The sequence below is a fragment of the Lolliginicoccus lacisalsi genome, assembly GCF_014841105.1.
Lineage (GTDB): Bacteria > Actinomycetota > Actinomycetes > Mycobacteriales > Mycobacteriaceae > Lolliginicoccus > Lolliginicoccus lacisalsi.
Genome location: NZ_JACYWE010000002.1, coordinates 387,190 through 401,235, shown reverse-complemented (window position 1 = coordinate 401,235; position 14,046 = coordinate 387,190). Strand labels below are relative to the sequence as shown.

Below are 14,046 nucleotides of genomic sequence, written 5' to 3'. Positions count from 1 at the left end.
CCGAGCACGTAGGCTGGTTCACCGTGCGAGTCCTCGTTATCGGTTCTGGTGCCCGTGAACATGCATTGCTGCTGGCGTTGCAGCGCGATCCGTCGGTGACGGCGCTGATGTGCGCTCCCGGTAATGCCGGAACAGCTGACATCGCGGAGCAGCGCGATGTGGATGCAGCCTCCACTGATGATGTGGTGGCGCTCGTGCGTGACTGGACGCCTGACCTCGTGATCATCGGCCCCGAGGTTCCGCTGGTCCTTGGTGTCGCTGATGCGGTGCGCAAGGTCGGTGTGCCCTGCTTCGGCCCGTCCGCCGCGGCCGCGCAGATCGAGGGCTCCAAGGCTTTCGCGAAGGACATCATGGCCGAGGCCGGGGTGCGTACCGCGCACGCCGAGATCGTCGACACTCCCGCTGCGCTCGATCCGGCGATGGACCGGTTCGGCCCCACCTGGGTGGTCAAGGATGATCGCCTCGCCGGGGGCAAGGGCGTCGTGGTGAGCGCCGACCGCGCCGTGGCGCGCGATCATGCCGCCGAGCTGCTCGAGAAGGGCCACCCGGTGCTGCTCGAGTCCTTCCTCGATGGTCCCGAGGTGTCACTGTTCTGCCTCGTCGATGGCGAGACCGTGGTGCCGCTGCTGCCCGCGCAGGACCACAAGCGCGTCGGCGACGACGATTCGGGCCCCAACACCGGGGGCATGGGTGCCTATGCTCCGTTGCCGTGGCTGCCCGAGGGCATGGTCGAGCAGATCGTGCGGGATGTCGTGGAGCCGGTGGCGCAGCAGATGGTGCAGCGCGGCTGCCCGTTCAGCGGCCTCCTCTATGCCGGTCTCGCGATCGGCAAGGACGGGCCCGCGGTGGTGGAGTTCAACTGCCGCTTCGGCGATCCGGAGACCCAGGTCGTGCTCGACCTGCTCGACAGCCCGCTCGGCGAGGTGCTCAACGCCGTCGCCACCGGGACCCTCGCCGAGCTGCCGCCGCTGCGATGGAAGCCCGGCAGCACCGTCACCGTGGTGCTCGCCGCCGAGAACTATCCGGGCCCGCCACGCACGGGGGACGTCATCACCGGCGCCGGTATCGACGGTGTCCTCCATGCCGGAACCGCCCGCAACGACAAGGGCGATCTTGTCTCCGCCGGTGGCCGAGTGCTCAGCATCGTCGGCCACGGCGCCGACCTCGAGGCAGCCCGCGCGGATGCCTACGACAAGATCGACCGCATCACGCTGCGCGCGGGGCACTACCGCACCGATATCGGCAAGGCAGCAGCCGAGGGCCGCATCTCCCTGTGACACCGACGCGCATCTCGCAGCGATCGAGCATCGCGCCGTTCTACGTCATGGACGTGTGGAAGGCAGCAGCCGAGCGGCAACGCACCCATGGCGACGTCATCGCCCTCGCCGCGGGCCAGCCGTCGACGCCCGCGCCCCGGCCCGTTCTCGATGCTGCCCGCGCGGCGCTCGACCAGCATGTCCTTGGCTATACCGAGTCCACCGGCATCCGGCCGCTGAAGGACACCATTGCCGACTACTACCAGCGCCGCTATGGCGTGAGCGTTGACCCGGACGATGTTGTCATCACCACAGGCTCCTCCGGCGCATTCACGATCCTGTTCCTCGCCGCCTTCGACGTTGGCGACACCATCGTCATGGCGCGGCCCGGCTACCCGGCCTACCGCAATGTGCTCCAGGCGCTCGGCTGCCACGTCCATCAGCTCGATTGCGGGCCCGATACCCGTTTCCAGCCCACGCTCGCCCAGCTAGAAGCCCTCCCCGAGCCCCCCGCGGGGCTCATCATCGCCAGCCCCACGAACCCCACCGGAACCATCATCGACCGCGCCGCGCTCGCCGCCATCGCCGCATGGTGCGAGCACAACGGCACCCTGCTCATCTCTGACGAGATCTACCACGGCATCAGCTACGGCCATCACGACGAGACCTGCGCCTGGAGCCTTTCCCGCAGTGCCGCCGTCATCGGATCGGTCTCCAAGTACTTCTCCATGACGGGCTGGCGCCTCGGCTGGATGCTGCTGCCCCCGCGGTACCGCGACGTCACCAACAGGCTCGCGAGCAACCTCACGGTCTGCCCGCCGGCGATTTCCCAGCATGCCGCCATCGCCGCGTTCACCGAGGAATCGCTCGCCGAGCTGGACGGCCACGTGCAGCGCTACCGCGTCAATCGCGACATCCTCCTCGAGGGCCTGAACAACCTGGGCATCACGCGGCTTGCCCCCGCGGACGGGGCGTTCTACCTCTACGCCGACATCAGCCACCTCACCAGCGACACCATCGACTGGAGCTCGCGGCTGCTGGCCGCCACCGGGGTAGCGGTGGCACCCGGCATCGACTTCGACACCGCGCACGGCCACACCCACATCCGGCTGTGCTTCGCCGGCGCCACCGCTGACATGCACGAGGCCCTTGGCCGCCTCCAGCGCGCGCTGCCGCGCCTAGCGACCTGAGGCAGTGCAAGCGGGGCACGGTCCGGGCGCGATGACTGTCCAGCGGGGCAGTTAGCCAACCGATACGTATTCGCCTGACAACGCGGCATGGCACCTGTGACGATGCGTCGGTGGATCCTGCCTCGACGAACCCTGCCTCGACGCCGAAGGGCGAGCGTCGCAGGCAGGCGCTGATCCTGGCGGCGGCGGACCAGCTCGAGGAGCTCGGGCTCGATGCCGTCACGCACCGGGCAGTGGCGCGGCGCGCTGGCCTCCCGCTCGCCTCGACCACCTACTACTTCGCTACCCGCGATGATGTTCTTGTTGCTGCCCTGGACTTCAGCGGGCAGCGGGAGCTCGAGCTGCTCGAGCGTGGCGTCGCCCCCGATGCCTCGATGGCTCCCTCGCAGCCTCGTGACCTCGCTGCGCTCCTCGCCAGGATCGTTGCCGGCGGTGCCGCGGGTCCGCAGCGCATCCCGGCGCGCGTCGAGCGGATGGTGGCCCTGGTGCGGCGCCCGGCGCTGCGCCCGCACGCGCAGCGGTTCCAGGAGGCGGAGACGGCCATCCTCGCAGAGGTGCTGGCCCGCGCGGGACGGGTCGTTTCCGCGGACGGGATGCGCGCGCTGCGAGCCTTGCTCGATGGCATCGTGCTCGACGTATTGATCAGTGGCGCCGTCGATGCCGAGCAGGTGGTCGCGCGGGCGCTCGAGCCGGTCCTCGACGCGCTAGCGCCCAAAGCCCCCTAAGCGCCCGCCCCTCCGCGCCCGATCGTGAAGATCTGGCCACGCCGGAGGTGGCTGGATCCTCACGATCGGTACCGGGATGCGCCAGGGGGAGTTCGCGGGGCGCGCGCCTGCCACTACACTCGTGGGCTGTGACCACCGAGGATTCCAAGCGCCCCGTGCCCAACGTCCTGGCTACCCGCTACGCGAGCGCGGGGATGACCCACGTGTGGTCGCCGGAGAACAAGATCGTGCTCGAGCGGCAGCTGTGGATCGCGGTGCTGAGCGCCCAGCGGAAGCTCGGGATCGACGTGCCCGCCGGGGTCATCGAGGCCTATGAGGCGGTGGTCGACCAGGTCGATCTGGCATCCATCGCGCAGCGCGAGCGGGTCACCCGCCACGATGTGAAGGCCCGCATCGAGGAGTTCAGCGCGCTCGCCGGTCATGAGCACATCCACAAGGGCATGACCAGCCGCGATCTGACCGAGAACGTCGAGCAGCTCCAGGTCCGCCGCGCCCTCGAGCTCGTCCACGATCGCGGTGTGGCCGTCGCGGCCCGCCTCGCCGAGCGCGCCAGCCAGTACTCCGGGCTCGTGATGGCCGGGCGCAGCCACAATGTCGCCGCGCAGGCCACCACCCTGGGCAAGCGCTTCGCCTCCGCGGCCGAGGAAATCATCGTCGCTCTCGATCGCGTCCGCGAGCTCATCGATCGCTACCCGCTGCGCGGGATCAAGGGGCCCATGGGTACCGCGCAGGACATGCTCGACCTCCTCGGTGGCGATGCTGGCAAGCTCGCGGCCCTCGAGGCGTCCATCGCCGATCATCTGGGCTTCCGCGAGGTCCTCACCAGCGTCGGCCAGGTGTATCCCCGTTCCCTGGACCACGAGGTGCTGTCCGCGCTCGTGCAGCTCGGCGCGGGTCCGTCGTCGTTCGCCCACACCATCCGCTTGATGGCCGGCCATGAGCTCGTGACCGAGGGATTCCAGCCCGGCCAGGTCGGATCGTCGGCGATGCCGCACAAGATGAACACCCGCTCGTGCGAGCGCGTGAACGGCCTGCAGGTGATCCTGCGCGGCTATGGCTCGATGGCCGCGGAGCTCGCTGGTGCCCAGTGGAACGAGGGGGACGTCTTCTGCTCGGTGGTGCGGCGCGTCGCGCTGCCCGATGCGTTCTTCGCCATCGACGGCATGTTCGAGACCTTCCTCACCGTGCTCGACGAGTTCGGCGCCTACCCGGCGGTGGTGGAGCGCGAGCTCGACCGCTACCTGCCGTTCCTCGCGACCACGAAGGTGCTGATGGCCGCGGTGCGCGCGGGAGTGGGCCGGGAGACCGCCCACGAGGCCATCAAGGAGCACGCGGTGGCCGTCGCGCTCGCCATGCGCGAGCAGGGTGCCGAGCAGGACCTGCTGGACCGGCTCGCCGAGGATTCACGCATCCCGCTGGACCGCGCTCAGCTCGAGGAGGCGCTCGCCGACAAGTCGGCCTTCGTCGGTGCCGCGGAGGCCCAGGTGGCCAGCGTGGTGGCGCGGGTAGCGATCCTGGCGGAGCGATACCCGGACGCCGCTGCCTACCAGCCCGCCCCCATCCTCTAGGAGCGCCAGTGGCATGCATCTTCTGCGATATCGTGTCCGGCCGGGCCGAGGCCAGCCGGGTGCACGAGGATGAGCAGGTCCTGGCGTTCATGGATATCCGCCCGATGACGCCCGGGCACCTGCTGGTGATCCCGAAGCAGCACGCCACGAACCTCGCCGAGCTTGATCCCGATCTTGCCGGGCCCCTGTTCGCGACGGCGCAGAGGCTCGCGGCCGCGCTGCGCCGCAGCCCCCTCGAGCCCGCCGGCATCAACCTCTTCCTCGCGGATGGCATCGCCGCGGGCCAGGAGGTCTTCCACGTGCACCTGCATGTGCTGCCGCGCAATCCTGGCGACGGGCTCGGCCTGCGTGGCAGCTTCCAGTGGCCGCACCGCATGACCCTCGACTCCCCGGCTGGGCAGATCCGGAACGCCTTGCCCAGGTAGTCGGCTGCTGACCGCGGGCCCGCCCGCAGCAGCCCGATCATGCTGGCCTCCAGGCCGCCAGAAGGCGGGTTTGGTCACCATTCCGGCAGTTCGCTGGGTTCGGCTCCCAGTTTGTCGGCAGAAAGCACTAGGGTGTACGCCGTGCGTCCTACTTTGGCTGATTACACCCACATCGCGTCCGGCAAGGTTCGCGACCTGTACGACATCGACGGCGAGAGCCTGCTCATGGTGGTGTCCGACCGGATCTCTGCCTATGACCACGTGCTCGAGACCCCGATCCCGGACAAGGGGCGCGTGCTCACCGCGATGAGCGTGTTCTTCTTCAACGAGCTAGGCGTGCCGAACCATCTCGCCGCCGCCGCCGATGACTCGCGCATCCCCGAGGAGGTGCTGGGCCGGGCGCTGATCGTCAAGAAGCTGACGATGATCCCGTTCGAGTGCGTGGCGCGGGGCTACCTGTCCGGCTCGGCCCTCAAGGATTACCAGGCCACCGGATCGGTGTGCGGCGTGACGTTGCCGGAGGGGCTGGGCGAGGCGTCCCGGCTGGAGGAGGCGATCTTCACTCCGGCGACGAAGGCCGCGATCGGCGAGCACGATGAGAACATCACGTTCGAAGCGGTCACGGAGAAGCTCGGCGCGGACCTCGCGTACCGGCTGCGCACGGAGACGCTGGACATCTACCTGCGCGCCTCGACGCTGACCGAGGCCCGCGGCTTGATCCTGGCCGACACGAAGTTCGAGTTCGGGATGGATTCGGGCAACAACCTCATTCTCGCCGATGAGGTGCTCACGCCGGATTCCTCGCGGTTCTGGACGGTGGAGGACTACGAGCCAGGGAAGGTGCAGCCCAGCTTCGACAAGCAATTCGTGCGTGACTGGTTGACCAGCCCGGAATCGGGCTGGGACCGTGACTCCGACAGCCCGCCCCCGCCACTGCCTGATGACGTGGTCGATGCGACCCGCAAGCGCTACATCGAGGCGTACGAGCGGATCTCTGGCCTGTCGTTCGATGAGTGGCTGGGCGAGTCGGCCTGGACCGAGGCATGACGGCTCCGGTGCCGCCGCGCGCCAAGCAGGTCCCGCATCGTCGTGAGCACCATGGCGATGTGGTGATCGACAACTATGAGTGGCTGCGCGACAAGTCCGACCCCGAGGTCATCGACTACCTCGCGTCCGAGAACGCCTACACCGAGCGCCGCACCGCGCATCTCTCGGGGCTGCGGGAGAAGATCTTCACCGAGATCAAGAACCGCACCCAGGAGACCGACATGTCGGTGCCCGTGCGCCGCGGCCCCTGGTGGTACTACAGCCGGACCGTCGAGGGCCAGCAGTATGGCCTGAGCTGCCGATGCCCCATCGCGGGCGAGGATGACTGGACCCCGCCCGCCGTGGAGTCGGGGGCCGGGATGCCCGGCGAGCAGGTGCTGCTCGACGCGAACAAGGAAGCAGAGGGGCACGAGTTCTTCAGCCTCGGCAGCTTCGCTGTCACCGAGGACGGCAACCTGCTCGCTTATGGTGTCGATACCGCCGGGGACGAGCGCTACACGCTGCGCGTGAAGGACCTGCGCACCGATGAGCTGCTCGGGGACGAGATCCCCAACACCTCCCCGGGGGCATTGTGGGACCCGAGCGGCACGTACCTGTTCTATCTGACCGTCGACGAATCGTGGCGTCCCGACACGGTGTGGCGGCACCAGCTCGGTGCGCCGAGCAGCGACGATGTCGTGGTCTTCCACGAGCCCGACGAGCGCTACTGGACCGGCATCGGCATCACGCGCAGCCGCCGGTACCTCGTCATCGAGGTGGGCTCCAAGATCACCAGCGAGGCTCGCGTCCTCGCCGCCGATGACCCCACCGGCGAGTTCACGGTGGTGCTGCCGCGCCGCGAGGGAGTCGAGTACGGCATCGATCATGTCGTCGTCGCGGGGGAGGACCGGTTCCTCATCCTGCACAACGAGGGTGCCGAGAACTTCGAGCTCGCCGACGCGCCCGTCGCCGATCCCACCGCGCAGCGGGTCCTCATCCCGCACCGCGAGGACGTGCGGATCGAGGACGTCGAGTCCTTCCGCGATCACCTCGTGGTGGGCTACCGGCGTGGCGCCATCGCCCGCCTCGCGCTGTGGCCCCTCACTGAGAACGGCTACGGGGACATGCAGGAGATCGACTTCGGCGAGGAGCTCTACACCGCCGGTGCCGGCGCCAACCCCGAATGGTCCGCTCCCTATCTGCGCATCGGTTTCACCTCGTTCATCACGCCCGTGCGGGTGTTCGATTACGAGCTCGCCAGCGGGGAACTGCTACTGCGCAAGGAGCAGCCTGTTCTCGGGGGCTACGATCGGGGCCACTACGAGCAGCGTCGCGAGTGGGCGGTTGCTGAGGATGGCACCCGCATCCCGCTGTCGATCATCCAGCGCACCGACCTGCATAGTCCCGCCCCGGTGCTGCTCTACGGATACGGCTCGTACGAGTCCTGCACCGACCCGTCATTCTCGGTGTCACGGCTCTCCCTGCTCGACCGGGGGATGGCATTCGTCGTCGCCCACGTCCGCGGCGGTGGCGAGATGGGTCGCCATTGGTATGACACGGGCAAGACCCTGACCAAGAAGAACACATTCACCGATTTCATCGCGTGCGCCCGTCATCTGCGCGACACCGGGCACGCCCGCAGCATCATCGCCGACGGCGGTAGTGCCGGTGGGCTGCTCATGGGCGCCGTGGCCAACATGGCTCCCGGGCTGTTCGACGGCATTCTCGCCAACGTGCCGTTCGTCGACCCCCTCACGTCCATCCTCGACCCGTCGCTGCCACTGACCGTCATCGAATGGGACGAGTGGGGCAACCCCCTCGAGGATCCGGCCGTCTACGAGTACATGAAGTCCTACTCGCCCTACGAGAACGTCCTCGAGCAGGACTATCCGCCCATCCTGGCGATCACCAGCATCAACGACACCCGGGTGCTCTATGTCGAGCCCGCGAAGTGGGTGGCGCGCCTCCGCGAGGCTGGTGCCAGCGATGTGCTGCTCAAGACCGAGATGAGCGCCGGCCACGGGGGAGTCAGCGGCCGGTACGAGAAGTGGAAGGAAGTGGCGTTCGAGTTCGCCTGGGTCCTCGACCAGGTGGGGCTTGCCGACGCCTGAAGCCCCGACGCCTGAAGTCCCGACGACCTAGCGGGCAGCGAGCCCGGAATGGTCGAGCGCGTCCTGCGCCTCGTCAGTGCGGAGGAACTCGATGAATCGCTGCGCGGCAGCGCGGTCCGGGGACTCCGCGACCGGTGCGGCGAGGCTCGTGGTGCTCGCGGGGAACGGCAGGTCGAGGATCGTGACGTCCTGCCCGGCAGCGTGGGTGGCGGTGTCGAGGACGAGCCCGGCTTCGGCGCTGCCGTCGATGACGCGCTCGAGGACCTCGCTGGGTGTCTGCTCCTGGAGGTCGGTGTCGATGGCGAGCCCGGCGCGGCGGGCCACAGCGTGGGCGGCTTGCCCGCAGGGGAGCTCCTCGGAGCAGGTGGACACCGCCATCGCGCTGGATACGACGTCGTCGAAGGTGGAATCAGCCCCGCTGGGGATGGCCACGACATAGGTGCTGCGGGCGAGCGTGACGGGATCGCCGCTGACGAGCCCCTCGTCCACCGCCTGCCACATGAGCGACTCATCCTCGGTGATGAGCACATCAATGGCCTCGTCAGCGGTGCGGGGCTGATCGAGAGCGGTGCCGAGTTGCTCCATGGCACCCGGATGGCCGTCGTAGCGGATCGTGATGGCGATGCCGCGGTGCGCGTCCTCGAACTGCCTGGCCACGTCGTCGAGGGCGCCGCGCAGCGAACCGGGCGCGCGCACGGCCAGGGACTCGCTGGGCTGGGTGGAGACGCATCCGGCGGCGAGCACTGCCAGCAGGCCTGCGGCAGCGAGGGTTCCCCAGCGAGCTCTCATGCGGCAAGTCTCACACGGCGGGTAATGCTCTGGTAATCCCGCAACACAATGGTCGCTGCTCCTGGATGAACCCGTGACCTGCCGGACCGTGATCGGTACCTTGGTGGCATGTCGCAAACCGTTGCCTCCCTGCCCCTGCGAACCCTCGGCGGCGAGCCGACCACGCTTGCCGATCTCGGCCCTGGCCCGTACCTGGTGGTCAACGTGGCATCCCGGTGCGGGCTCACGCCGCAGTACCAGCAGCTCGAGGAGATCGCCGGGCGGTACCGCGAGCGCGGGCTGACGGTGGTCGGCGTGCCGTGCAACCAGTTCGGCGGGCAGGAGCCGGGCACGGCCGAGGAGATCGCGACGTTCTGCTCCACCACGTTCGGGGTGACGTTCCCGATGCTGGAGAAGACCGATGTCAATGGCGCGCAGCGGCATCCGCTGTATGAGGTGCTGGCCGCGACCGCGGACGACGCGGGCGAGGCGGGGGACATCCAGTGGAACTTCGAGAAGTTCCTCGTTGATGCGCGAGGCTCGGTGGCCAAGCGCTTCCGGCCGGGCACCATGCCGGATGATCCCGCGGTGACCGGGGCGATCGAATCGCTGCTGCCCTGAGCAGCACATGCCCTTTCGTGGTCCCGGACGCGCCCCTGGCGCGAAACGTTCGCATAGCGGACACCTTGGGGCCAGTAGGCGTACATCCCATGATGTGACCGTGGGACTATGAGCGCAGAACTGTTGGTCTCGGCCTCCGGAATCCGCGATACCACCGTGGATCTCACGGCGAGCTTCCTCGAGGAGCTCCAGAAGCGGGACGTGCCGGTGTCGCTGCTCGTCGCGCCCCGCATGAAGGGCAAGTATCGCCTGCTCAACGCCCCCGGGACGCAGGAATGGCTGCGTGGCGAGCAGGAGCGTGGCGCCTCGATCGTCATGCATGGCTACGACCAGGCCGCGACGAAGAAGCGCCGCGCCGAGTTCGCCACCCTCCCAGCTCACGAGGCGATGCTCCGGCTGATCGCGGCCGATCGCGTCATGGAGGAGGCGGGCCTGCGCACGAGGCTGTTCGCGCCGCCACGCTGGATCGTCTCCGAGGGCGCCCTGATGATGCTGCCGCGCGTCGGGTTCCGCCTGTGCGCCGATCTCACCGCCATCCGCGACCTCGAGCACAACCTCGTCACCCGGGCGCGCGTCCTCGGCGTGGGGGAGGGGTTCCTCTCGGAACCATGGTGGTGCCGCTCGCTGGTGATGACCTCCGAGCGTGTCGCGCGGCGTGGCGGCGTGGTCCGCCTCGCCATCAAGGCCAAGCACCTCCAGCGCTCCGGGCCGCGGCAGGCCTTCCTCGACGCGATCGACCTGAGCCTGCACCATGGCGCGACGCCGACGACCTATCGCTGGCCCTACCGGCGGGCGATCGCGGACGCCGCCTAGCTCTCAGGGTTCCCCCGGAGCCGGGGCATGTTCGAACCGGGGGCATGTTCGTATGGCGCGGGGCCGCCCTGGTTGGAATGATGGGGCGCATGGTCGAGACGAATCCAGGCCGCGATGACATCGCCGCCAGCGCAAGCAGCCTCATGAAGATCTACGGCAGTGGAGACACCCAGGTACGCGCGCTGGACGGGGTCGATGTCGAGTTCGCCCGGGCCCAGTTCACCGCGATCATGGGTCCCTCCGGATCCGGCAAGTCCACCCTGATGCACTGCCTCGCCGGGCTCGATACCGCCACCTCCGGCTCGGTGAACATCGGCGGCACCGAGCTCACCGAGCTCAACGACCGGCAGATGACGCAATTGCGGCGCGATCGCATCGGCTTCGTCTTCCAGGCGTTCAACCTGGTGCCGACCTTGACCGCGCTCGAGAACATCACGCTGCCGCTCGACATCGCGGGACGGGCCGCGGACAACGAATGGCTCGATACCGTCGTGACCCGCCTCGGCCTCGGTGATCGGCTCGATCACCGGCCGAACGAATTGTCGGGCGGGCAGCAGCAGCGCGTCGCCTGCGCCCGCGCCCTCGTGGGCCGGCCCGAGATCATCTTCGGCGATGAGCCGACCGGCAACCTCGATTCCCGTTCCGGGACGGAGGTCCTCGAGATCCTGCGGGCCTCGGTGAATGAGTTCGAGCAGACCGTCGTGATCGTCACCCACGATCCGCGCGCCGCGAGCTACGCCGATCGTGTCGTGTTCCTCTCCGACGGAAACATCGTCGATGAGCTCTACGAGCCCACCACGGACTCCATCATCGACACGATGAAGAACCTGGAGAAGATCTGATGCCGGTGACTGCCGCGCCGTCGCGCGCGCCCATGCGCAAGGTGTCGCTGCGCAACCTCGGGGCCCACAAGCTGCGGTTGTTCCTCACCGTGCTCGCGGTGGTTCTCGGCACCGCGTTCGTGACCGGCTCCTTCGTGTTCACCGACACCTTGAAGAAGACCTTCGACCAGATCTTCACCGGTGACTCGCAGGGCGTCGATGTGCGCGTGGTCGCCGAGAACCAAGCCTCGCTCGGCGTGCCCCTCGACCTCGCCGATCAGATCGCCACGCTGCCGGACGTGCGTGACTCCATCAAGTACGCCGGCGGGCAGGTCATCCTCATCAAGGACGGCTCGGCCGTGCAGACCGGTGGGGCGCCCAGCCAGGGCCAGCCCTATTTCCCGCCGGAGGCCGCGATCGGGCAACCCATCGAGATGGTGTCGGGCGAGCCCCCCTCGAGAGAGGGGGAGGTCATCATCAACACCTCCGGGATGGAGCGGGCCGGGCTCGAGGTCGGCGACGAGGTCGACGTCCTCGTCCCCAACAGCGGAACCGTCACCGTCACCGTCACCGGAACCTACGACCTGCCCGTCGACGTGGGCGGGTTCATCGGGGTGCAGTTCATCGAGCAGCAAGCCCTCGAACTGTTCTCCGACGGTGACCACGTGACCCGCCTCGATCTCGCTGCCGCCGAGGGCGTCTCGCAGGACGAACTGCGCGATCAGGTCGCGGCGCTCGTGCCCGATGGGTTCGAGGTCCTGTCCGGCAGCGAGGCGCGCGACAACCAGCAGAACGAGCTCGAGCAGAACCTCTCGTTCATCAACTACTTCCTGCTCGCGTTCGGCGCCATCGCGCTGGTCGTCGGTACGTTCATCATCTACAACACCTTCGCGATGATCGTCGCCCAGCGGCTCCGCGAGATGGCGCTGCTGCGGGCGATCGGCGCGAGCCGCAAGCAGATCAGCCGGTCGGTGATCTTCGAGGCGCTCGTTGTGGGCATCATCGGCAGCGTCCTGGGCCTCGCCGCGGGCGTCGGGATCGCCTACGGGCTGCGCATCGTCCTCGACGCCACCGGTCTCGGCCTGCCTGGTGGCGCGCTCGCCCTCGAGCCGCGCACCGTGATCGTCGCGCTCGCGGTCGGCATCCTGGTCACCATCGTCAGTGCCTACGCGCCCGCGCGGCGTGCCTCGCGCATCCCGCCGGTCGCGGCGATGCGCGAGGAGAACTCCTCGGCGAGCGACTCCACCCGCGCGCGCACGCTCATCGGCGCCGTGATCGGCGTGCCCGCGCTCGCGCTGCTGATCTGGGGCACCGAGTACACCGGCCAGGCCGGGGCGCTCCGCGTCGGCATCGGCGCTGGCCTGCTGATCCTCGCGGTGCTGCTCGCCACCCCGGGCCTCTCCAAGCCTGCGATCGGCGCGCTGGGCGTGCTCAGCAAGCCGTTCGGGGCGACGGGCAAGCTCGCCCGCACCAACGCGATCCGCAACCCGCGGCGAACCGCGGCGACGGCGTTCGCGCTGACGCTCGGCCTCACCCTCGTCACCGTCATCGGTGTGCTCGGCAACTCGGCGAAGGTCAGCATCGACGACCTCATCGACCAGGGCGTCGAGGCCGACTACGTGCTCAGCGGGCCACAGATGACCGGCGTGCCCGGCGTGGTCGCGCCTGCCGTGGAGCGGGTGCGTGGCGTCGAGAAGGCCGCGGCGCTGAAGATCGCCCCCGGATTCATCGACGGGCAGAATGTTACTGGCACCAGCCTCGTTGGTGGCGTGGATGGTGTCCTTGAGGTCCCCATGATCGACGGCAGCAGCGATCTCGACGGGCGCAGCGTCATGCTCGACGAGGCCACATCCGAGCGGTTCGGCCTGGCCATCGGCGACACCGCCAGCATCGAGCGACCCTCTCGTGATGGCACGGTCGATGCGGAGGTCATCGGCATCTTCGAGCGCAACAGCCTCACCGCGGCGATGGTGCTGTCCGACGAGGCGATGGACGCGCTCATTCCCGCGTTCGTGCAGACCACCATCTTTGTCATGGTCGTCGCCGAGGACGGAACCGACCCGGCCGGGCTGCGCGAGAGCATCGAGCAGGCGGTCGAGCCCTTCGTGGTGGTGCAGGTCATGGACCGCGAGGAGTTCAAGAACTCGCAGGCCCAGCAGATCAACCTCATCCTGTCGCTGCTCTACGCCCTCCTCGCGCTCGCCGTGGTCATCGCGGTCCTCGGCATCATCAACACCCTCGCGCTGTCGGTGGTGGAGCGGCGTCGCGAGATCGGCATGCTGCGGGCCGTGGGCATGCATCGCAAGCAGGTGCGGCGCACCATCTACATCGAGTCCGCACTCATCGCGGTGTTCGGCGCGGCGCTCGGTGTCGCGCTCGGCGTCCTGTTCGGCTGGGCGTTCGTCGAGACCCTTCGTGACGAGGGCCTGCGCATTCTCGCCGTGCCGTGGGGCCAAGTGGTGCTGATGCTCGTCGGTTCCGCCATCGTCGGTGTGCTCGCCGCGCTATGGCCCGCGAACCGGGCGGCGCGCACGAAGCCGCTTGAGGCCATCGCCGACCTGTAGCGCGCGGTCGGCTATTCGGGCGGCGGTCCGTGTGGGCCTCTCGCCGCGGCTCGTCGGGGCTGTCGCCGCAAACGCGATAGAAACCACCCAGAATCCAGGGCGGTTTCTATCGCGTTTGGCGGTTTCCGGTGCTTTTGCTCGCCCGCCGCCGCCGCTGC

The 14,046-nt window shown here is 68.6% G+C and carries 12 protein-coding genes; 11 read left to right on the top strand and 1 reads right to left on the bottom strand.

Annotation, left to right across the window (positions count from 1 at the left end; genetic code table 11):
• The first annotated feature begins 23 nt into the window (after window positions 1-23).
• The 7 genes from purD (at window position 24) to HT102_RS05320 (ending at window position 8,301) form a co-directional block, all read left to right on the top strand.
• Window positions 24-1,277 carry a phosphoribosylamine--glycine ligase gene (gene purD / locus HT102_RS05350; protein ID WP_192038353.1) on the top strand — a complete coding sequence of 418 codons (1,254 nt, stop codon included), beginning with the start codon at window positions 24-26 and terminating at the stop codon, window positions 1,275-1,277.
• Window positions 1,278-1,324: 47 nt separating this feature from the next.
• Window positions 1,325-2,446, top strand: a complete 1,122-nt coding sequence (locus HT102_RS05345; protein WP_192038453.1) for a pyridoxal phosphate-dependent aminotransferase — start codon at window positions 1,325-1,327, stop codon at window positions 2,444-2,446.
• 110 nt (window positions 2,447-2,556) lie between these two features.
• Entirely contained in the window at window positions 2,557-3,171 is a 615-nt protein-coding gene (locus HT102_RS05340) for a TetR/AcrR family transcriptional regulator (RefSeq protein ID WP_192038352.1), read from the top strand.
• Window positions 3,172-3,299: 128 nt separating this feature from the next.
• Window positions 3,300-4,739, top strand: coding sequence for an adenylosuccinate lyase (purB, locus tag HT102_RS05335; RefSeq protein WP_333473291.1), 1,440 nt, complete (start codon window positions 3,300-3,302; stop codon window positions 4,737-4,739).
• An 8-nt stretch (window positions 4,740-4,747) separates the two neighbouring features.
• Window positions 4,748-5,164: an HIT family protein gene (locus HT102_RS05330; RefSeq protein WP_192038351.1), complete on the top strand. Its 417-nt coding sequence runs from the start codon at window positions 4,748-4,750 to the stop codon at window positions 5,162-5,164.
• A 141-nt stretch (window positions 5,165-5,305) separates the two neighbouring features.
• Complete coding sequence (locus HT102_RS05325; protein WP_192038350.1) at window positions 5,306-6,211, top strand: phosphoribosylaminoimidazolesuccinocarboxamide synthase; 906 nt, start codon at window positions 5,306-5,308, stop codon at window positions 6,209-6,211.
• A complete protein-coding gene (locus HT102_RS05320; protein ID WP_192038349.1) occupies window positions 6,208-8,301 on the top strand; it encodes a S9 family peptidase in 2,094 nt (697 codons plus the stop codon). Before HT102_RS05325 ends, HT102_RS05320 begins: the two co-directional genes overlap by 4 nt.
• A gap of 27 nt (window positions 8,302-8,328) precedes the next feature.
• Here the strand turns inward: HT102_RS05320 and HT102_RS05315 are convergent, their stop codons facing one another.
• A complete protein-coding gene (locus HT102_RS05315; protein ID WP_192038348.1) occupies window positions 8,329-9,090 on the bottom strand; it encodes a substrate-binding domain-containing protein in 762 nt (253 codons plus the stop codon).
• A 108-nt stretch (window positions 9,091-9,198) separates the two neighbouring features.
• Here HT102_RS05315 and HT102_RS05310 point away from each other — a divergent pair, with 108 nt between their 5' ends.
• The 4 genes from HT102_RS05310 to HT102_RS05295 all read left to right on the top strand — a co-directional run bounded on the left by HT102_RS05310 (window position 9,199) and on the right by HT102_RS05295 (window position 13,888).
• Window positions 9,199-9,690, top strand: a complete 492-nt coding sequence (locus HT102_RS05310; protein WP_192038347.1) for a glutathione peroxidase — start codon at window positions 9,199-9,201, stop codon at window positions 9,688-9,690.
• Between the two features lie 108 nt (window positions 9,691-9,798).
• The gene (locus HT102_RS05305) at window positions 9,799-10,503 is read left to right on the top strand and encodes a DUF2334 domain-containing protein (RefSeq protein ID WP_192038346.1); all 705 of its coding nucleotides are present in this window, start codon (window positions 9,799-9,801) and stop codon (window positions 10,501-10,503) included.
• Between the two features lie 89 nt (window positions 10,504-10,592).
• The gene (locus HT102_RS05300; protein WP_192038345.1) at window positions 10,593-11,345 is read left to right on the top strand and encodes an ABC transporter ATP-binding protein; all 753 of its coding nucleotides are present in this window, start codon (window positions 10,593-10,595) and stop codon (window positions 11,343-11,345) included.
• Window positions 11,345-13,888 carry an ABC transporter permease gene (locus tag HT102_RS05295; RefSeq protein ID WP_225443232.1) on the top strand — a complete coding sequence of 848 codons (2,544 nt, stop codon included), beginning with the start codon at window positions 11,345-11,347 and terminating at the stop codon, window positions 13,886-13,888. Before HT102_RS05300 ends, HT102_RS05295 begins: the two co-directional genes overlap by 1 nt.
• The last annotated feature ends 158 nt before the right edge of the window (window positions 13,889-14,046 follow it).

Excerpts from the sequence above, each read along its gene's own strand:
- HT102_RS05295 (WP_225443232.1), top strand. The coding sequence starts at position 11,345 with ATGCCGGTGACTGCCGCGCCGTCGCGCGCGCCCATGCGCAAGGTGTCG.
- HT102_RS05305 (WP_192038346.1), top strand. The coding sequence starts at position 9,799 with ATGAGCGCAGAACTGTTGGTCTCGGCCTCCGGAATCCGCGATACCACC.
- HT102_RS05315 (WP_192038348.1), bottom strand. The coding sequence starts at position 9,090 with ATGAGAGCTCGCTGGGGAACCCTCGCTGCCGCAGGCCTGCTGGCAGTG.
- HT102_RS05300 (WP_192038345.1), top strand. The coding sequence starts at position 10,593 with ATGGTCGAGACGAATCCAGGCCGCGATGACATCGCCGCCAGCGCAAGC.
- HT102_RS05310 (WP_192038347.1), top strand. The coding sequence starts at position 9,199 with ATGTCGCAAACCGTTGCCTCCCTGCCCCTGCGAACCCTCGGCGGCGAG.
- HT102_RS05320 (WP_192038349.1), top strand. The coding sequence starts at position 6,208 with ATGACGGCTCCGGTGCCGCCGCGCGCCAAGCAGGTCCCGCATCGTCGT.
- HT102_RS05345 (WP_192038453.1), top strand. The coding sequence starts at position 1,325 with ATGGACGTGTGGAAGGCAGCAGCCGAGCGGCAACGCACCCATGGCGAC.